Below are 18,313 nucleotides of genomic sequence, written 5' to 3' on the forward strand. Positions count from 1 at the left end.
GCCTCGGATATCTGAGGGTACTCAATGTTATATATAATCCCGATACAGGCGGTCGCGTGCCACCAGTAAATGCGATTGGACAGGTTCCTCGATGGCTGTTTACCGCGATCTACGAGAGATAGTCATGGCGAGAATAACCATCACAACGAAATTTCACAACCCTTCTCGTGCCCGTCGAAGGGAGTGGCAACGGGCTACTCACCTCTACGCCGAGACCAAGCAGTCACTAATCGATGGCTGGGTTAACGGTGAGTTGGAGCAGTCGATAACAACGGCCAGTATCGAGAACGATCTGTACGCCGTGATCCAGTCTCAGGCAATCCGTGAAGCAAAAGCCGAGTATTCGAAGGATGGTGCTATCGAGTATAGCAGCAGTCTCCCGTTCGGGATCAACAACCAGAACTGGAAAATTGATGTGACCGAGAATGGCACAGTTGTCCTTGGATTCCCCTGTATTTCGCAGTGGTGGTACACACCGATCACCGTCTATGAGGAGATAGAGGATGTCGTCAATGGGCTGCTAGCTGGCGACATGAAGAAATCACTTCTACAGGTATATCGCCGCGGTGCTGAGTGGTTTTGTGCGTTCACTGTTCTTCACGAAGCTCCATCAGGAGGGAAAACACTCATCGGGGTCGATATCGGCGAGCGGCACATTCTCGCCGCCGCTGCCCCCGACAAAGGTGAGTCGCTGCTCGTCTCAGGGAAGGAAATGAAGTACATCCGGCGCAAATATCGGTCTCTCCGCGAGTCCCTACAGGAAGCGGGTGCGCTTCGCGCACTCAACCGTATGGGTAAGAAAGAACAGCGTCGGGTGACACATCTGAACCACACACTCTCTCGACGTCTCGTTGAGTTCGCTGACCAGTTTGATGAGCCACTGATTCGAATTGAGGACCTCGGTGAAATCCGTGAACGGTGTCCGTGGTCCGGTGTCCACTCCTGGCCCTTCGGGCAACTCCAGCGGTTCATCATCTACAAGGCTGCCAAGCAGGGCATCACGGTCGAGAAGGTTGATCCCTCCTATACCAGCCAACGGTGTTCGGTCTGTGGAGCGTCCGGTACCCGGTCGGGTGACCATTTTAGGTGTCCGGACTGTGGTCGCGGTCGCCACGCCGATCTGAACGCCGCAGAAAACATCGCGACTCGAGAGGGCGAACCATGCACGACGTAACAGTTCGGCTGATGCGAATCGTGCTACCTCGCGGGCTGAAAACCCCGCCAACGATTGTCTGCTGGACGCAGAGAGGAAGGCCGTGTTGACACGGCTGCACGCACTGGAACGCTCACCGTCGGTCACAATTCGGTGGCAACCAATGACGGCCCACGCGAAGGCGTCTCTGTGGCCCGAGGAAACGTGCAACCTCAAACTCCCCTTCGGGGAATCCCTGCCGCTTGAGCAGGGAGGATGTCAAATGAAAAAGATAGTTCGCTCTTAGCGGACGAAGTTCAAAAGCTTCGCTCAACTCCTGTACTACGGGGGGTCTGACAGCTCATGAGTCTATGTTCGTCTCGTTCATAGACTCCTTCAGCACAGTATTCGTAGCCCTTCTCATTCTCCTCAATGTAGGTATTTCTAGTTCGTCTTGATCCAGCAACCCCTCTATGTTCTCTCCCTTGTCAGGGTGCTTGATCCTGTTCACCATCTTACGCCATGCAGAAGCGTCATCCACGCTGAGGATTGTCCTGTCTGCGATGAGCTGGTCTTTATTCCCATGTCTTCCCGAAGAGAGCAGATTCTCACAGACAAAATACAAGTTTGTCATTGCAGTCCAGAGATCCGAGGATAGCGCGTCGTCGTACATGTGGAGGGCAACACGGAGATCCATTTCGGCGTCTGTCTCGATATGTTTCGACCTGTATTCTCTCACGTCCCCGTAGACCGATATTACATCGCCCATAATCTCGATCTCCTTTGGGATCTCGTTTAATCCGAGTAGAGCTGTAGCGATATTTCCCGGCGAGAGGTCGTCGCGGTAGTCCAACGCTCCTCTCTCGTATGAATACGCTCCACCAACAACTTGCCCCGGGCTCTGGGAGAAGAATACCGGGTCCCTCGTGCATAGGTTGAGAGCAATCAGAAAGTCGAAAATATCTGCGTGTTCCCGCAGAGGGGGGCTAGTATTTTCCAACAGGCCGTGAGAAATGATCCACCAATGCCGTTCGGGATGATCGACCGTTTTCTTGATCTGAATTTGTCTGTCGCTCGTAACCACCTGTTTCCCTTGGTGAGCCTGCTTGTTGACCCAGAGACCAACTGACTCGTGTTGTTTGAACTGTAGTACTTCGATATCGGGGCACCTGACCACCTCTACTTCGTCCGTCTTCTGATCGACTCCTGATTGGGTACCTGTGCGTGTTTGGCTCAATGGTCGAAGATAAGAGGGGATATAGGTCGTCATTTTTACCAAATATCTTGTCCGGTCGTAAAGTCATTAGTACCCCTTGTTAGAGATTGACAATACCAAGGGGACACGTCAAAATTGTCGAGAATAACTACGCTATCGTGATCTTATACTCGATTACTGACTCTGATTTATCTATAATAATCGACTGAGGTTCTATGAAAACAAGCTACTCACGGTCGACAAATCGAGCCCGACGGTATCGAGGCGAGCGAACGCTCGGGGGCTGTCTCGTCTACGCCGGCGACGATCTCCTCGATAAGCACCTCACAGTCCATCCAGTGTCGCCCGGCGGCTTCGATTGGGGCCCGGACGCGGCTCCCGAACGTGCTTGCCAGCTCGCCATCGCGCTGCTCGCGCCAACACTCGGACTCGAAGTCGCCGTCGACGACTACCATCTCTTCGCCGAGAACTTCGTCCGCCGGGAACTCACGGGCGATGAATGGTCGGTTCGTCTCCAGGACCTCCGCGAGTCGGGCTATCGAGAGCAGTATCTGCATCGGGACTATCCGGAGAATACCGCTCCAGAGCCTGCGGACGTCGACATCGAGACCATCGATCTGGACACGATCACCTACGCCGAGGAACTCGCGCTGGTCCGCCGGTATGACGAGGTGCTCTGGAAGAAAGGCAACACCCGCGGTAATCTGGCCAGACTCCAGGCGATTCGACGTGGTGAGCGCGACCCGGCGGCTGAGCCGTTCTCCACGCAGTGGCTCTCGACACAGGGACGGCTCACCTCGCCGGCGGCCAAACGTGCGCTTGGAGAGGAGTTCGAGACGATGGGCGAGTTCGCCGCCTGGGCCTGTTATGCGACTTCGCTCACGACGGTCGACCATGTCGGCGACTCGACCGCGACGACGATTCGGGGCCTCCGGCCGACGCTCGTTCGATGGTTCGGGGGCGAGGAGTACATTCCTCAATTCGACGACGACCAGGAGACGCTCGTGAGCAACAGTGCTGGGGAGACGTCCTGAACAGCAGAGTAAGCTATCCCTCTATGAATTTAAATACGATACCGATTCAGACCGCCCTGCGATGAGGAGAACAGCCACGCTCCCCGCGGGTTCGGCCTCGAGACAGTATCGGTTGCTCCTTCGACGGTACGGATCACGCTCTCAGGGCGCACGCCGACAGGAGGTTGCATGACCGCCCGTGAGCGGCTTCGGATGCACCTCGTGCAGGCGCTTACTCGATCGAATTCACCGGATGTTCGCGATCACATCCGTGCAGCACTCCACGAGTGGGAGGATCTGCCGCCGACTCCACTAATCGCATGTCCCATCTGTGAACGTGTTGAGCTCCCAGAGCGGATCACGAATCACGACTGTAGGAATGGGAGGAAAGGGCTTTGCGCCTGTTTCGTGTACCGTTGACTATCGTTCGTAGGCTATGACTTCCGGTACTGATTCAAATCCGGGCGGTGATCGTCTTTCCGTCGGGACGTACGTCGTTGACCGAGATGCTACCGACGATCCAGACCGAGCTGTCGTCGTTCGATTGCCCGACGCGGTCTGTGCCACATGGGAGATCGAAGACACTGATCAGACAGTGGCGGATTATAACCCCGACTATTCGAGTGAGGCACCCGTGGCCATCGTTGTATTCGAGCCCGCCCTTGACTCCGTCTCCGAGTGGCACCATTCGGACCCGGACGATCTCTGGCCGCTCGTTCAGACGCACGATCTGCCATACTACGCCTATCCAGAACCCCGTCTTGAGCCAGTGGGCGACTCCCTCGCTGGACACACGCACACCGAACCCATGACTATCTGGTTCGATGGTGCCTGTGAACCCGTCAATCCCGGTGGTCATGGTACCTACGGAATCGTCGTTGCACAGGGCGAAGAAATCGTTCACGAAGAACGAGGTTACATCGGGGAGGGCGAGGGGATAACGAACAATGTCGCCGAATATGAAGCGCTCGTCGCAGCCCTAGAGCACACACAGGCAGAATATCCGGGCGCTCCCGTAACCGTTTACGGGGACTCACAGCTCGTGATCCGACAGCTGACCGGTGAATACGCCGTCCGCAGCCCTCGCCTCCGCCCGCTCTGGCAAGACGCCCGTCGCCTTGCAAACCAGCTGGATGTCGAATTCGAGTGGGTCCCTCGCGAGCAGAACGAACGTGCTGATGCGCTCTCGCGAGAAGCCTACTACGAACAGACCCAACAGGAGGAGCTTGACAAGCGGCGTGAACGTGCCGCAAATGAACCGATGCAGATCACTCCACTCGGCGATGAGACCTACGAGGTCAAAGGGACGTACACAGTCGACCTCACTGCCCGGAGTTGTACGTGTCCCGACTACGAAAATCGAGGCCTCCCGTGCAAGCACATCTTCAAAGTCAAGCAGAACTGTGAACAATCTTGATCACAGGAGGTCGGGGCTTCTTTGTGGTTCCTGCAGAGTACTGTATCGCTTCGCGTTATCGCGGAGAGGATGTCACTCGTCGGTCCAGTCCTCAGCACTCTCGAACCCGCGGAAAGCGTCTCGATTCGGATACGTAGCAACGATTCGCCGTAGTTCGGCAGCGATCTCCGCTGCAGGGCGGTCTTTATTGTGAACGATGACGATGCCGGCGTGATCGGCCGGTGAGAGGTCTGTTGCGTTGAAATCCCGGACTTTGTTCGTGACGAGCACCGTGTCCGTCTGACGGCAGTACGGCAAGATGTCCTCAAAATCATCAGCACCTTCGAACAAGGCATCCAGGACGTATTCTGCGGCAATGTCACGGCGATCCAGTTCCGTGACAATGGTCGGACTTAGGTTCTCGTCGATAAGGAATCGCCACTCGGACTCGATTCCGTTATTCCTGTCTGTCCCGCTCCCACCCTCCATTCGTCACTCGTTCGGATTGATCCCGGCCGGGCGATCTCGGGGGATTCGCTCACGGAGGTCCGCGCTCGCCTGGTCGCGCGCCTCACGATGGTCTTCCATCTCTTCCTCGTGGGCGTGATAGTAGGCAAGTGCCGCATACACGTCGGCGACAGCGAGTTGGAACGTTTCGGCAAACTCATCCGGGGACAGCTCGCCGTCACCCTCTTTGACCTGCTCGTAGATGTCGAGGACGGTGATCCGCCGACCTCTGATACGCGGCTCCCCACCGAACATCTCGTCGGCGACGATCCGCGGATGATCTGGATCCGGCACGTCCGCGTCCCGGTCAGTTGCCATCGTAGCTACCACTAGGAGCGAGACTGGTTATAAATGTCTCTCCGGCACTGAGGGATTGTGGAAGTTGTTCATCGGATAGATGCTGGCCATCTAACGAACAGTCAGACGGAAAGGCAACGAAGCGGGAGCCCGTGAATTTCTTCGGCCAATGGATCAGCGACTCGCTCTAGAATATCGCTATAGACAAGCTGTTCAGCAGGATCTGATTTATCGATCCTAAGAGATTGAGGGGCGGACCAACTACGTTCTCCATCCACCGAGAACGGGGTCCGCCTTCGTTCATCATGTCCACGCCAACACAACCAGACACAGCCACCGCTGACGACGCAGCACGCTCGATGAAGACGGCCGTTCCGGTCGCGGACTTGCTCGCCCGTGAGACGACCCTCTCCTTTGCTGGCCTCACTCCTGCTGATACGGGCGAGTATCCTGCTGCGGTTTCATCGGAAGCTCGGTGTCTCGATCCCGATCCCCGGCCGCTGAAGGACGTCATCGCGACGCTCCCGCAGGCCAGTTCCGGGGAACTCTGGGCGACCAACGAGTTCGTCGACGTGGACGGAACCGTCGATACCGAGGCAATTCGCGACGTTCACGGATTGGATGTCGACGCGCTCGAAAACGCTTCGGGGTGTTCACTCGGCGAGCTTGCGAAGAGGGCGTCGTCAGACCCGCTAGTTCGAATCCGCGACCACCAGGACATCGTTGACGAGCGTCGGAAGGCGCTGTGTGCCCTCGGCTACGACGTCAAGTTCCGCTGGCAGATCGCCTCGGATCGATATTCGATCATCAATCCACAGGAGGCGTATCTCCCCATTATCGGAGCGCTCCAGCAACGCGGTGAGACTGAGGCGTTCGGCTGGACGAGCTACCGGGATTGGGGTGGCCTCCTCAAGATGTTCGTCGTGTGTCCGGGCCTCGAACACACCGTCTCGGGGAGTGAGGACACAGAGTTCGATGACGACTCCGACGGCGTGACGAGCGTTGGTGACTCGGATGAGACGGATTTGATCGTGTACGGCGGGTTCGAGACCGGGTACGCCTTCCGCGGGACGCAGACGCTGTGGGCGAAGCCCATCCTCTACTTCCCCGAGACTGGTACCGTCGTTCCCGATACGGGGAAGCGCTACACGCGCCGGCACTACGGGCGGGCGACCGACGCCACTCACGAGCGGGCGAACGACCGCGTGCCGATCAACGAGTGGTGGAAGGCAATCTACGACGACGTCGCCGACCGACTCGTTGACGTCGACCGTGCCATCCGCCGCACCCGGGCGATTGCCTACGACTTCGAGACACTCCCGTTCGACGCGGCCACGTGCTACCAGTATTGGGGCGTGGCCACGAGGTACGCTGAGGCCGCTGCCGACCGGGCGACGACCCTCGCCTCGCCGCCGTCCCGACCGACGGTGTATAATCTTCAGCTGTCGCTACTGATCGCACTCCTCGATTCGTACGAGGGCTCGCTGGCGTCGGATACGTATCAGGAGTATATTGAGACCGCTGGGGAGCTACTTCGAAAACCAGCGATGATGATCCAGCTCGCGCTGAAAGAACATGACCGGCAGGTCGAGGAGCCGGACGAGCGTGTCCTCGCAGACGATCAACAGACCCTCAGCGACGCGCTGGAGGACATCGTCGACGTTCCTGGTATCGAGGTCGACACTGAGGTCGATCTCTCAGACAGCGGTGCACAGCGGCTCCACGACCGTGTCCAACGGAAGCTCGACGATCTCGATTAATTCTCGACGAGGGAGTCCGGCGACAGTGTTTTACAGAATCCACGGAAAGCGAAATACATGTCGGAGGCTGCTCGGGACTCACATCCACTCGATGCGATGCTCGCCATCTCCGATGTCGTGACGAACCAGCGGTATGCGCAGATCTATGCCCGGGTGCTCACTCTCGATACCCCGACAGTCGAGGAACTCTCCGAGGGTCTCGATAGTTCGACAACGACCGTCTACGAGGACGTGAACCATCTCATCGAAAGCGGTATTCTCGAGCGCGTTACGGACAACCAGCCGCATCGGTACCAAGCCCGCCAGATCGACCTCACCATCCAGACCGACGACTCCTATCAGATTACGCCGGCGCTGTTCGTCGCGCTCGCCCGACGCGAGACGAACGAGAACATTCAGCTGTTTCTCGACCGGCACGGCGTCGGCGGCCTCGCGACCGTCCTTGAGTACGCCCGTGATTACGTCCAAGGCCGAATGAATGCCCGTATCACGGCGCGCGAGCAGGACCTCCCCGTGCTCGAAGCCGAGACGATCCTGCAGGAGATGCGCGACGTGCTCCTGGATGTCGATCTCGAAGAGAGCCCCAACGTCGACGAACTGGACGCGGCAGTCGATGAATAACGAGTCTTCTCCGCAGACGGTCACAGCCAGTCACTGACGTACGCGACGTGATCGGCGAGGTCGGAGACTGACCGTTCGATTCGGCGAACCGCACGTCTCACTTCGCCGCCCGTCCGGGTCACGTCCGCGATAATGATGATACCAGGATGCTCGTCTGCCGGTGGATTACTGAAATCCGACTGATCGGCTGTCAGCAGAACGCGGTCCTTTCGGGTTGCAACGGCTAGGACGTCCGGATCAGACGCGCTTACCCCGAGATCCCCAACGTCGACGACGCGGACGACATCATGGCCGTCGTCGCGGAGGGCCTGTATCCACTCGGTCTCGACGTTTTCGTCCGCGAGCAGTTCCATCGAACGTCCTCTAGGTGGTCTCGTCAGGAACGAGGCGGTTCGGCGCGTGCTCCTCGTACATCGACTGGTTCCGAGTCTCGATGGTACGCATCTCCTCGGGGTGGCTGAAGGCGTACGCGAGCGCGGCGTGGACCTCGGCGACCGAGATGTCGTAGCTCGTGGCGATCTCCTCTGGCGTGTCGTCTCCGTCGACGTAGCGCTGGTAGATGTGATACACGCCGATACGGTGTCCCTCGATCCGGGGGTCCCCGCCGAGGACATCGTCTGTCTTCACGATCTCCGGCATCGTCCCGTCCGAACTCGATTGTGACCCAGTTCCAGCCATGATCCGTTGGTGCCTCTGTACGCTACTAGCGTGTCTCACGTAATAACCACCCGGGTTGATGAGGCGGTCCAGACCCGGTGTTCTGTCCGAGTCTCGGTCCACCGCTGATTTATCGACCCACAATCGGGTGGCGGGATTCCCACGCGGATTCCGTCCCTCAGCCATGTCTTCATCCGATCCAGATGCTGTCGACCGGCCGGAACCGCTCGTCGTCCTCTCACACCTCGTCCATCGTCTACTCAAGCGCGAAGGTGGGAGTGTCCCGCTCGAACGCGTGACCCTCCGGGTCAGCGACTACGTCGATATCGGCGATCAGGAGGCCGCGGACCTCATCGATGCTGGTGCTGCCGAGGGGGTTTTCACTCTCGACCGGGGGACCGGTAGAAGTACGACCATCGTCGGGGTCTCGCCGCAGGGTGAGGAGCCGGCCGTGATCACGGAGGCCTTCGGTGGCCCTGCGGGCGCTGCTGGGACTGCCGATTTTCAAGCCCTCGAGGTCGTCACCGAGAGCATTGCGACCGCACTCCGTGACGCCGGCTACGCGACGTTCACCGATCTCGCGGACGCCGACGTCGGTGATCTCGCCGGGTTAACCGGGACGCTAACCGAGAGTCGCGCCGAGGCGATCATCCAGGCAGCACCCCGACATGTCCCCGTTGGCGTGTGGCTCGCCCGGAGTGCCGACGTCCGATACGGTCGACGCGTGGATGAGACGACCGGTCGAGGGACCGCCCAGGTGGTCGATGTCACCGCTGCCACCGAGCCTGTCGGCGAACCGCGCTATCGATCCGAGGGGCTCGATCCGGACGCTGTCGAGGCCCAGTACGTCTCCGATATCGGCCGGAACGAACAGGACCCGGTGCCGACAGGCCTACACGTCCTCGACGATCCTAACCATCCCGATGTCCCGAAGGCCGCGACGCATCCCGAGGCGGGTGACGATGCCCTGCCGGTCGGTGCGTCGGGGGAAGTGATTCCGCCGGCGATTCCGACGGAGCCGCGTCTCCAGCTTCCACTGGACGAACTGCTCGCGAAGAAACTGGCCCGTGGGCTGGTTCCGATCCGCCTGGTTGGCCCACGCGGCTCCGGGAAGAACTACCTCGTCAAGTACCTGTGTCACCGGACGAACCGTGGCTACGTCTCGGTGGACTGTGACGAGGCGACCCACACGGAAGACCTCTTCGGGCCACTCACGCCCACCGAGGACGGGCTGATCGCACCCAGGAACGGGCCCGCAAAGCAAGCACTACTGAATGGGTCGGTGCTGGTACTCAACGAATTCCCCGTGATGCGGGCCGGCGCCGCGATGTCTCTCCATCGCCTGCTCAACGAGGGCAAACTCCTCGTGAAAGCACACGGAGAGCTGGTCGAACCCCATCCGTCGGCGCGAATCGTGATTACGATGAATCCGCCGACCCGTGAGTACCGGGATTCCGAGCCGATGAATTCGGCCACTCGTGGTCGGTTCCGGGCACTTGAACAGCCCTACATCCAGGACATCGACGAGGAGGTCGCGACGCTGGATGCACAGGTGAACGCCAGTCACGAGGTTGTGGACCGGGGGACGCTCCGGAAGATCGTCCAGTTCGCCCACCAGACCCGGCAGAACGAGAACTGGCCGACGCTCTCGACGCGAAATCTAACGATTCTCTGCGAGCACATCGAGGATGGCGCCTCCCCAAAGGCGGCGGTCAAGAACGAGGTGTGGGCGGTCGCTGAGCCGAATCAGTATCCAGAGGACACCTACGAGACGCTGAATGACTATTTGTAAGGAGTGACTTTCATGTTATTTCTCGATCATTTAAGTACGAGTGACCGGGCGCAAATTCGAGGATGTCGTGCCGGAAGAGTTTAGGATGTACCGCGATGGGAACCTCCGCAGAGTATCTCTCGTCAGCTCCTAGATTGATTGGCCTCGATTCGGAGGCAGTTAGCTAATAGATCTATTATCAATTATGCGCCACCAATACCGTCATCGTCGTCGTCCGTCGAGAAAATCAGTCCGAGGCCTCCACCAATTAGTGCACCTATCGGTCCGCCAGCTGCGAAGCCAGCAATAGCCCCACCACCAGTCCCGAGAGCCTGTCGCTGACCCTGAGTGAGATTTTCGTGCATTCCTCGGGAAACCGTTCCAGTCCCGTCGCATTTCGGACAGTTTCCAAACCCTGTCTGCGGATCAGCCGTAGCACCACTTCCATCGCAGGTAGGGCACTTCTTCGTCTCGGTCATAACTCGCGTTAACTGTCAGGAACGCAAAGATGTTCCGGTCAATCGACCTGCTCGAAGTACATCAGACCGTTGTTATCGCGTCCCGGGCCAGTGTAGTAGAGCCCTTCGAGCGTCTCCCTATCGCCTTCGTCGCGGTACTCCAGAGACGCAGTCCCGAAGTGCATGTCCAACCCCTCAACAAGCGGAGAGCCTGGATTTTCGTATTGGTAACTGAGACTGGGCCACTTCCCTTCCTCGGTCAGCATCGTTGCGCCGTTACTGTCCGACGGCGTCTGGGTCGTCTCGAAGTGGACGTTGATCTTCCGCCACGTCTGGTCGATGTCGAGCCACGCTTTCATTTTCTGGCCGTCCTCACTAGGAGCGTTATCGGGATGGAGCGCCTGGTCGTCTATGTCTCCCTCGTACGAGGTGACGATCCAGCCCTCCCACTTGCCGTTGAGATTCGGGACGCGAGTGAATCCAAGTGCCCGTGCAATACGGGTCTTCCAGAACCACCGGTCGTGAATCTTCCAGACGACAGTGAATGCAAGACCCCACGAGACAACGAATCCCACCGCAAATGGGAGGACGGTCGAAAGCGTCGTGGTCACGAGCTCCACGAGGATCGTAATTCCGTAGGCGAGTAATGCCAGAACGCCGTAGACCTTCGGGCGGAGGTCGTTGTCTGTGGAGTACGTGTGCATGAGTTACCAGTTGTCCCAGAGAGTGACCATCGCGTCGACGTACTGGTCCGCGTACCGTGTGTTCCACTCAGCGGGTCCCGACCCAAACATGTCGGTGATGCCGTTCTGGCAGGTCCAGTTGCTGTAGTCGGTCGTATTGAGATAGCGGAGAATCTTCTCGACGCGATCCTGCTTGTCATATGTGTAGCGCCCGTCTGGGACGTTGTACAGCAAGTTCTCGATGAAGTACGACGGGACGTTCTCTTTGTTTAGCGCGTTGTTGTCGACGAGATAGTTCCGTGCTCGTTTGAAGATGCGGACGGTCTCCTTGAACCGGTCGTTCGTGCTCGACTGCTTGGTGCTCCCCTTACTGATGTGCTGTTTCGGGTAGTTGACGATCTTCGTGTTGGTGAGGTCGAAGAACGCGATACCCGAGTGGTAGCCGTTCGGGTAGTTGTAGTAGTCTCGGTGATCGGCACAGACGAGCACGTCGGCATTGAGCGGCAGTTTGCTCGTGTCAACCTCAATGGCTTTCCCGACCGGGTCGACAGCCGAGGATCCGAATCGAGACTCCAGCACGTCGACGACATCAGTGCGGAACGCTTGCCAGCTGTAATCTGGGTCGCCGGAATTCCGCCGCCATCTGTCCCGCTCATCTGGCGTGAGACCGGAGAGATCGACATAATACACATCTTTGAGCTGGACCACGATGTCGACGTCGCTGCTCGCCCGGACGATGGTGTAGTTCGCGTAGGAGCCCTGCAGATACGTATCGAAATTCGCGTCGGCGAGCGTGTTGCTGGACTGCAGTTCGTTCTGGATTCGGTTGTGGGTTCGCTTCGCGGAATCGATAGGGCCACTATCGTACTGCGCCCACGATTCCAATGTCCCTGAGTCTATCGCCATGGGGAGGGAGTTACAGACTCTTCCTGACCGAACGCCAAAATCTTCCCGGTTCCACTTTCACCTTGCTCTGCGAACCGTTAAGGGGCAGTAGCAGGCATATTAAGTCGTGACCATCGCGCCTATCCTCGAAACGATGTCAGTTTCTTTTGGAGGCTGCTATGGCAATCGATGAGGACACGCTCGAAAGCTGGACCGACCCGAAACGGGCTGCCCTCCAGTCAGCGCAGGACACCCATACGAAGATCCGGAACGCACTCAACGACAGCGACACACTAGATGACGTTGAATTCCACGATTTTCTCCAAGGGTCGTACGCGAACAACACGATCATCCGCGACTCGAGTGACGTTGATATCGTCGTTCGCCTCGACGAGTTCGAGTACTTCAATTTCCACGACCTCGACCCGGAAGACCAGGAAGATATCAACGACGAGGATTTCGACTACGGCTACGACGAGTTTCGCGACGACGTGCTGAGCGTCCTCCAGGACACCTACCCGGAGGGTACGTTCGATCCGTCTGGGAACGCTATCGAGATCTCGGCTCCAGGCCTCCCGCTCGACGCCGACGTTGTGGTGTGCGTCAAGTACAAGCACTACTACAACTTCCCGCAGGGCTACTACGAGGGGATCATCTTCTGGCCGACGGGCTCGAACTCCTCGGTCGTGAACTACCCGACGCGCCATCGAGAGTACGGCGCAGACAAGCAGGACGAGACTGACGACCGGTTCAAGGAGACCGTGCGGATGTTCAAGAACGCTCGCAAGGAGGTCGTCGCGGACGGCTACATCACCGACGACATCGTCGCGTCCTATTTCATCGAGTGTCTCCTCTACAACGTCCCGCCGGGGCGATATACCGATGACCTCCAAGAACGGTACGTCAAGGTCGTTGACTATCTGCAGGAAACCGACTACTCCGATTGGAAGTGCCAGAATGAAGTAACGGACCTTTTCGGCAGTGGGTCTACGAAATGGGACACCTGGCACGCCAAGCTGTTTGTCGATGCCCTGGAAACGTACTGGGAGAACGCCGAGTCCAACCAGATGAATGCACGTGGCTCTGTTGAAATCCTATTCCTCAGACATATTCTCGCCTGAAACAGCCGACCGATGAAAACTGCGAATCTACTACCCAAGAAATCTCCCACGACGGCGTAGTAGAATGGAAGTCACTACCAACGGGATTGCCACGTACACCGCTCCAAGTAGGAGTAGGTCGGAATTCATACCCACTCTCACAGCCTGAACTACCCCGACCATCGCGGCTGTGAGTGTCCCGTACCAGCCGATAGGCCTTCGTTGATACACGAAGACTGCTAAGACACCGAGTACAACTCCCACGGCCCCCCATTGTAAACTGGCGACCGTTTGTGGGTTGATTCCACCTTCAACGACCGGCCCTGATAGCTGAGCCAGAAACGCCATCCAAAACGAACCGACTGCGAATACCACTAACGCAGCTACAAGACCAAGAATATCTACTGGAGGACGCCCCTCGCCTTTCCTCTCAAAAAGACTGGAAACGTTCCAGCTCGCTTGGGTAGACATAGCCTCATAATCTTGGCGAATATACATAATACCTTGTGCTTACCGAAATTGCTCACCACATCGAGGTGGGTTCTCACCGGTTGGGTTGGACAGAAACAGCCGCTCAGTAGGTGTGCGAACCTATCGTGAGTTGCTGAAGCGAGCAATCACGAATCCAATGAGGACACCTAACGAGATAGTAATTAAATCTGAGTCCACAGTCACCACTCCGAATAAACTGAGGTAATTGATGAGTAGAAAGAGGGCAAACCCAAGAATCAATGCACCAAACAGAGAGATAACGTCTTTTTGTTGAATTGCGGGCATTATCCGATATATCCCCTCCTTCGGTAAGTGCTTTGTCTGTACTTACCGAAGACCGAGAGAACAACAACGTAGTCGTCGCCGGCTCAATGAAGTGAATCCTCGGAGTGTTCGTGCGAGAGGTTCAGTTCATTGAGCGGCTTCTCCTATCTGACCTGAGGTGCGAACTGGTGATTCGGGATGTTCCTCTGATTATTGACATAGTCCTTATGATTCTTCGGGCGTGACTATTTCGCATGGATGAGACAGTATCCCGCTTCCCCCGTCCGTCGGCCAAAAGCGTTGAACGCTCACTTGCTGTTCTTCTGGTGGGATTGCTCGGGTTATACGCTCTTGGGACACTCGTGAGAGACAGTATTCCAGTACTCAATATGGTCGGTGTGGTTGCAGTTCACTTCGCGGTTGTGGTCGCAGGCATCTTCCCTATCGCTGTGATTGGACACGCTCTGTATAGCCGAGTCCGTACTGGGGCTGCCAAGCCACGTCGTATCGAAATCTTCAGCTCACTCGTCGCGCTGAGTTGTTTGGGTACTTCACTCTGGCTCACGATTGGTTCGACCTCCAGTCTTACCACGCCGCTGTTAACGGTTTCTTATGGTGCATTACTTGTTCTCGCGGGTTTCGTTGTTGTCCGATAATATTCTGAATTGAGCGGTACGTGTGGAGGCTGTACTTACCGACCATCCCCAAATCTGCCACAGACTGAGGATTTCAACAGAGCCATGCACGTCTATTCCAGCGATAACGAGTTCCGATCGACGTTTCTGGCAATCTTGGGCGTCATCGCGTTCGTCATCGTGTTTGTGCTGAATGTCTACGTCTTCCCCTGGCTCTACCAGCAAATCCCATTCGAGATGCCACCGCTGCTGATTCCTGGTCTGGCGTTCGGGGTCGTGTTCGGCCTGATCCATCGAGTGTTCGATCGTCGACTGTGGAACAAGCCCTGGATGCCCGATTTCATAGTAGCCGTCCCCGACCTAACCGGGCACTGGGAGGGCGAAATCAGATCCAGCTACGAGGGCGAGATTCCAGACGACTACCTCGCCGATGGCGGCCACCAACCGATGCCGGCCACGCTGGATATCAAGCAGACGTGGAGCAAGATTATCGTGCACTTTGAGACTGAGCGGTCGCCCTCAGTCAGCACGGGAGCCAGCTTCCAGACCGAGGGAACGCTGCACACGAAGGTCTCCTATCTGTACGAGAACGAGGGTGCAGACGTGGACGAGCAGGCAGAAGACGAAGGACCATACGACGGGACGGCGCGGCTTACATACCGCGAGTCGATAGACCGGCTGGCGGGCTACTACTACACTGGGCCTGCCCGTGCCTCCGAGCAGGACGGCAGCCAGAAAACGACGTATGGCACGATGGAGTTCACTCGAGATAGCGATGAGCCCCAGAAGTAAACCGATTATCCGACCGATCGGTTACCCCCGCCAGACAAGTGCGCTAACCGGCTAATTATCGGTAAGTACGCAGTTCGGAGCGTTCCAATCAGTCTCCGCCATGGACTGTACAGGAGTCCTTAGATTTGCTCTGTTGAATAGATGCTGAGTCACGGTTACAGCGGCTCACACAGCGATTCTATGTTGATGATGGCGAACATCAGAACAATTTCACGGAACTGTCGATACCAGCCAAGCGCTCGCACGGCATCGCCGAGCGAGCGCTTCGTTGTCGAGTACGAAGTCTCGGCCATCCAGCGCTGCGAGTAGCCTTTTGCCCGGATGAGCGCGTTATGACCGACCGTGAGTGGCTTCGACCCACGCTGTAAGATGAGTGGGTCGACGCCGAGTGCGTAGAACTCGTATTTCGTGATCCAGTTGTGGAAGGCTTTGTCAGCCGCCACGGACAGCAGGTCGTCCGCGTTCCGGCGGACGACCTGCGGCCCTGTCTTCGTATCGTGTTTCCACCGGGCTGAGATATGGACGTCAAGGACAGCAAGAGACTCTACATCGGTTAGCGTCGTCACTTTCAGCGTCTGAACGGTGCTTCCGGATCGCTGGCGGTAATACGATGAGGCGGAGCGTCGGTCGAAGAACGTGCTGTCAAGTGCAGCGTGTCCAGAGTGCGGGTGTTGCTGCGCTGAAACGCGCAGCAACGCCCGCCACACCCACATTTTCAGCCGGTCGAACGATTTGTAGATCGTGGTAAACTCGGGGAGATCGTCCTGATCTAGGCCGAGTACATCGCGAATCTCAGTCATATACTCCAGTCGATTCGGCGTTTCGCGGTAGCTGTGGCCCTCTTCGAGCCGAAAGCAGTGCAGTACGACATGGACCCAGCGGGCGAACCCGCCGCTGGCGGGCTCGCCCGCATACTTCCCCAACGCTTGTTTAGCTAGGTGACGACACTGCTCAACGAAGTCGAGGAGGTCGACTTCCATACCAACTTCGAGTTCCTCGGCTTCATCCTTCTAAACCCGTGATATCGGTTGATTAGGTCGCTATTCAACAGGGCACTTAGATTGGGAACCAGAACGTCCCGGATCCGAAGTCGCGGGACACGACGTTCTCCCGCTGCCGGAGTTCCTCGACTGCTTGGTCTTGGTCCAGCTCAAAGGTCTCCGCCACCTCGGCGGTAGTGACCGGCTCGTACTCGGCGACGAACTGAGGAATCATCCTCCCCGTCGGCTCGGGCTGAACACCCTCGCCAACCATGCGCCCGTAGACCCGACCGAACTCGATGTTCTCGGTCCAGGAGTGCGGGATGTCGGCGATCGTGCCCTCCATCTGTGGCGTCTCCTCAACGGGTTCGGGCTCCTTGACCTCGACATTCGCCATATCCTCTCGGAGTTGGTCGGCGTCGAGTCCGACCTCTGCGGCGAGCTCGACAAGGATGTCCTCGCTCTCGATGTCACGGCCCTCAGATAACGCCGCGATCCGGAGTCGTCGGAGGTACTCGCGGGCGAGACCCTGCTCTTGAGCAGCGGTGAGCGCCCGGTATGAATCCGCTGTGGATTCGGGAAGGCCCGGGTCGTCGACGATGGGCATCTCTGTGTCGCCCTCCCACTCCTCGATCGTACGAGCCGGGAGGACGTCGTACTCGACTGTGAGTTTGTCTCCGAATGTCTCCTGTAAGCGACGGAGGTCCGGCTCGTTGCCCCAGCCCGTAACGTCCCAGGGGTCGGTGTAGACGGTTATCTCTGCCTCGTTTTGCTCTTGCTCCTCGTCCTCGTCTTCGTCCTCAGCATCGTCCGTCTCCTCGGGCTGCTCCGGTTCTTCCGGCTCCGGAGGCTCTTGGGGCTCACCCCCTTCAGGTGGCTCCTCTTCTGGCTCGTCTTCCGGTTCGTCTCCTTCGGGAGCTTCCTCACCGCCAGTAGTAACAGGAGCGGCACCAGACCCTCCTCCACCACCTGCACCACCGCCGCCATCGCCCCCGGCGGGTGGTGCTGGGGTCTCCTCCTCGTCGGAGTCGTCGGTCTCGGGAGTGTCGTGCTCGTCGAAGTCCGTCTGGTCCGGGTGGACCTCGGGCTCTTCCTCTTCCGGTTCGTCGTCGGTGCTTTCGCTCGTTCCAGTAGGACTGTTACCCATTGTTAGTACTCCAGGAGGTCGTCTCGTGCGTTCAGAGAGTTCGCTTTGAGGTCGGCCCGCCACTGCTCGAACTGTTCGTTGTCGTAGTCGCAGTTGTCGATGAATTGCTTGAGCCCACTCGCGCCGTTGACCCGAGACGGGAGCTTCCGCAAGTGGGTTTTGCCGAGGAGAGCAATCATGAAGACGTTCTCGGGGTCGACGATGTCCACGAGATTGTTCGTGTGCACCCTCAGGGTGTTGAACCGATTCCCGTGAGTGTAGTACTGTCGTGCGTAGAAGGCGAAGTTCTGGAATCCGTGCTCCCGATACCATGGGAGCATCTCCTTGAACTGCCACGGCTCCATCGCCTTGGCGAGGGGGAGGACTTCGATCTCCCACCCTCAGTACCTCACGAAACATCCTCAGCTAACCGCCTCTGAAGCTTGAGTTCTGTGTCGAATCGGTTCCGTTCCCGGACTTGATGAGGGAGTCACGGAGAGGATCAAGAGAAAGATGTCGCTGTCGGCG

At 57.9% G+C, this 18,313-nt stretch carries 19 protein-coding genes; 8 read left to right on the forward strand and 11 right to left on the reverse strand.

The features are described 5' to 3' along the window. The first annotated feature begins 124 nt into the window (after nucleotides 1–124). Nucleotides 125–1,174, forward strand: coding sequence for an RNA-guided endonuclease TnpB family protein (locus NDI79_RS22885; RefSeq protein WP_425499663.1), 1,050 nt, complete (start codon nucleotides 125–127; stop codon nucleotides 1,172–1,174). A gap of 319 nt (nucleotides 1,175–1,493) precedes the next feature. Here NDI79_RS22885 and NDI79_RS22890 read toward each other — a convergent pair whose 3' ends face one another. Continuing rightward, nucleotides 1,494–2,402, reverse strand: a complete 909-nt coding sequence (locus NDI79_RS22890) for a hypothetical protein (protein ID WP_310930932.1) — start codon at nucleotides 2,400–2,402, stop codon at nucleotides 1,494–1,496. A 161-nt stretch (nucleotides 2,403–2,563) separates the two neighbouring features. Between NDI79_RS22890 and NDI79_RS22895 the strand changes: the two genes are divergently transcribed. Continuing rightward, the gene (locus NDI79_RS22895) at nucleotides 2,564–3,382 is read left to right on the forward strand and encodes a DUF6166 domain-containing protein (protein ID WP_310930933.1); all 819 of its coding nucleotides are present in this window, start codon (nucleotides 2,564–2,566) and stop codon (nucleotides 3,380–3,382) included. Nucleotides 3,383–3,797: 415 nt separating this feature from the next. Then, nucleotides 3,798–4,778 carry a ribonuclease HI gene (gene rnhA, locus NDI79_RS22900; RefSeq protein ID WP_310930934.1) on the forward strand — a complete coding sequence of 327 codons (981 nt, stop codon included), beginning with the start codon at nucleotides 3,798–3,800 and terminating at the stop codon, nucleotides 4,776–4,778. Between the two features lie 72 nt (nucleotides 4,779–4,850). Here the strand turns inward: rnhA and NDI79_RS22905 are convergent, their stop codons facing one another. After that, nucleotides 4,851–5,246 (reverse strand): DUF5615 family PIN-like protein, encoded by a 396-nt coding sequence (locus NDI79_RS22905; RefSeq protein ID WP_310930935.1) that lies wholly within the window; start codon nucleotides 5,244–5,246, stop codon nucleotides 4,851–4,853. A gap of 3 nt (nucleotides 5,247–5,249) precedes the next feature. Next, entirely contained in the window at nucleotides 5,250–5,582 is a 333-nt protein-coding gene (locus NDI79_RS22910; protein ID WP_310930936.1) for a DUF433 domain-containing protein, read from the reverse strand. A 284-nt stretch (nucleotides 5,583–5,866) separates the two neighbouring features. Here NDI79_RS22910 and NDI79_RS22915 point away from each other — a divergent pair, with 284 nt between their 5' ends. After that, the gene (locus NDI79_RS22915; RefSeq protein WP_310930937.1) at nucleotides 5,867–7,321 is read left to right on the forward strand and encodes a hypothetical protein; all 1,455 of its coding nucleotides are present in this window, start codon (nucleotides 5,867–5,869) and stop codon (nucleotides 7,319–7,321) included. Nucleotides 7,322–7,378: 57 nt separating this feature from the next. Then, a complete protein-coding gene (locus NDI79_RS22920) occupies nucleotides 7,379–7,942 on the forward strand; it encodes a DUF7437 domain-containing protein (protein ID WP_310930938.1) in 564 nt (187 codons plus the stop codon). 20 nt (nucleotides 7,943–7,962) lie between these two features. Here the strand turns inward: NDI79_RS22920 and NDI79_RS22925 are convergent, their stop codons facing one another. Next, nucleotides 7,963–8,295 (reverse strand): DUF5615 family PIN-like protein, encoded by a 333-nt coding sequence (locus NDI79_RS22925; RefSeq protein WP_310930939.1) that lies wholly within the window; start codon nucleotides 8,293–8,295, stop codon nucleotides 7,963–7,965. Nucleotides 8,296–8,305: 10 nt separating this feature from the next. Next, complete coding sequence (locus NDI79_RS22930; RefSeq protein WP_310930940.1) at nucleotides 8,306–8,569, reverse strand: DUF433 domain-containing protein; 264 nt, start codon at nucleotides 8,567–8,569, stop codon at nucleotides 8,306–8,308. Between the two features lie 214 nt (nucleotides 8,570–8,783). On the opposite strand from NDI79_RS22930, the gene NDI79_RS22935 reads away from it, so the two are divergent. Then, on the forward strand, nucleotides 8,784–10,391 hold the full coding sequence (locus NDI79_RS22935) for an AAA family ATPase (RefSeq protein ID WP_310930941.1): 1,608 nt from the start codon (nucleotides 8,784–8,786) through the stop codon (nucleotides 10,389–10,391). A gap of 496 nt (nucleotides 10,392–10,887) precedes the next feature. On the opposite strand, the gene NDI79_RS22940 is transcribed toward NDI79_RS22935, so the two are convergent. Together NDI79_RS22940 and NDI79_RS22945 are read right to left on the reverse strand one after the other, a co-directional pair. Then, nucleotides 10,888–11,532 carry a Cap15 family cyclic dinucleotide receptor domain-containing protein gene (locus NDI79_RS22940; RefSeq protein ID WP_310930942.1) on the reverse strand — a complete coding sequence of 215 codons (645 nt, stop codon included), beginning with the start codon at nucleotides 11,530–11,532 and terminating at the stop codon, nucleotides 10,888–10,890. Nucleotides 11,533–11,535: 3 nt separating this feature from the next. Continuing rightward, nucleotides 11,536–12,417, reverse strand: a complete 882-nt coding sequence (locus tag NDI79_RS22945; protein WP_310930943.1) for a nucleotidyltransferase domain-containing protein — start codon at nucleotides 12,415–12,417, stop codon at nucleotides 11,536–11,538. A 158-nt stretch (nucleotides 12,418–12,575) separates the two neighbouring features. Here NDI79_RS22945 and NDI79_RS22950 point away from each other — a divergent pair, with 158 nt between their 5' ends. Further along, nucleotides 12,576–13,517: a nucleotidyltransferase domain-containing protein gene (locus NDI79_RS22950; RefSeq protein ID WP_310930944.1), complete on the forward strand. Its 942-nt coding sequence runs from the start codon at nucleotides 12,576–12,578 to the stop codon at nucleotides 13,515–13,517. Between the two features lie 30 nt (nucleotides 13,518–13,547). Here NDI79_RS22950 and NDI79_RS22955 read toward each other — a convergent pair whose 3' ends face one another. Next, a complete protein-coding gene (locus NDI79_RS22955; protein ID WP_310930945.1) occupies nucleotides 13,548–13,967 on the reverse strand; it encodes a hypothetical protein in 420 nt (139 codons plus the stop codon). 1,025 nt (nucleotides 13,968–14,992) lie between these two features. Between NDI79_RS22955 and NDI79_RS22960 the strand changes: the two genes are divergently transcribed. Then, the gene (locus NDI79_RS22960) at nucleotides 14,993–15,679 is read left to right on the forward strand and encodes a Cap15 family cyclic dinucleotide receptor domain-containing protein (RefSeq protein WP_310930947.1); all 687 of its coding nucleotides are present in this window, start codon (nucleotides 14,993–14,995) and stop codon (nucleotides 15,677–15,679) included. Nucleotides 15,680–15,834: 155 nt separating this feature from the next. Here NDI79_RS22960 and NDI79_RS22965 read toward each other — a convergent pair whose 3' ends face one another. The 3 genes from NDI79_RS22965 to NDI79_RS22975 all read right to left on the reverse strand — a co-directional run bounded on the left by NDI79_RS22965 (nucleotide 15,835) and on the right by NDI79_RS22975 (nucleotide 18,150). Further along, nucleotides 15,835–16,659 (reverse strand): IS5 family transposase, encoded by an 825-nt coding sequence (locus tag NDI79_RS22965; protein WP_310930948.1) that lies wholly within the window; start codon nucleotides 16,657–16,659, stop codon nucleotides 15,835–15,837. Nucleotides 16,660–16,735: 76 nt separating this feature from the next. Beyond that, on the reverse strand, nucleotides 16,736–17,806 hold the full coding sequence (locus NDI79_RS22970; protein WP_310930949.1) for a DsbA family oxidoreductase: 1,071 nt from the start codon (nucleotides 17,804–17,806) through the stop codon (nucleotides 16,736–16,738). A gap of 2 nt (nucleotides 17,807–17,808) precedes the next feature. Continuing rightward, nucleotides 17,809–18,150, reverse strand: coding sequence for a hypothetical protein (locus NDI79_RS22975; protein WP_310930950.1), 342 nt, complete (start codon nucleotides 18,148–18,150; stop codon nucleotides 17,809–17,811). Nucleotides 18,151–18,313: the final 163 nt, after the last annotated feature.

Source organism: Halogeometricum sp. S3BR5-2 (assembly GCF_031624635.1).
GTDB lineage: Archaea > Halobacteriota > Halobacteria > Halobacteriales > Haloferacaceae > Halogeometricum > Halogeometricum luteum.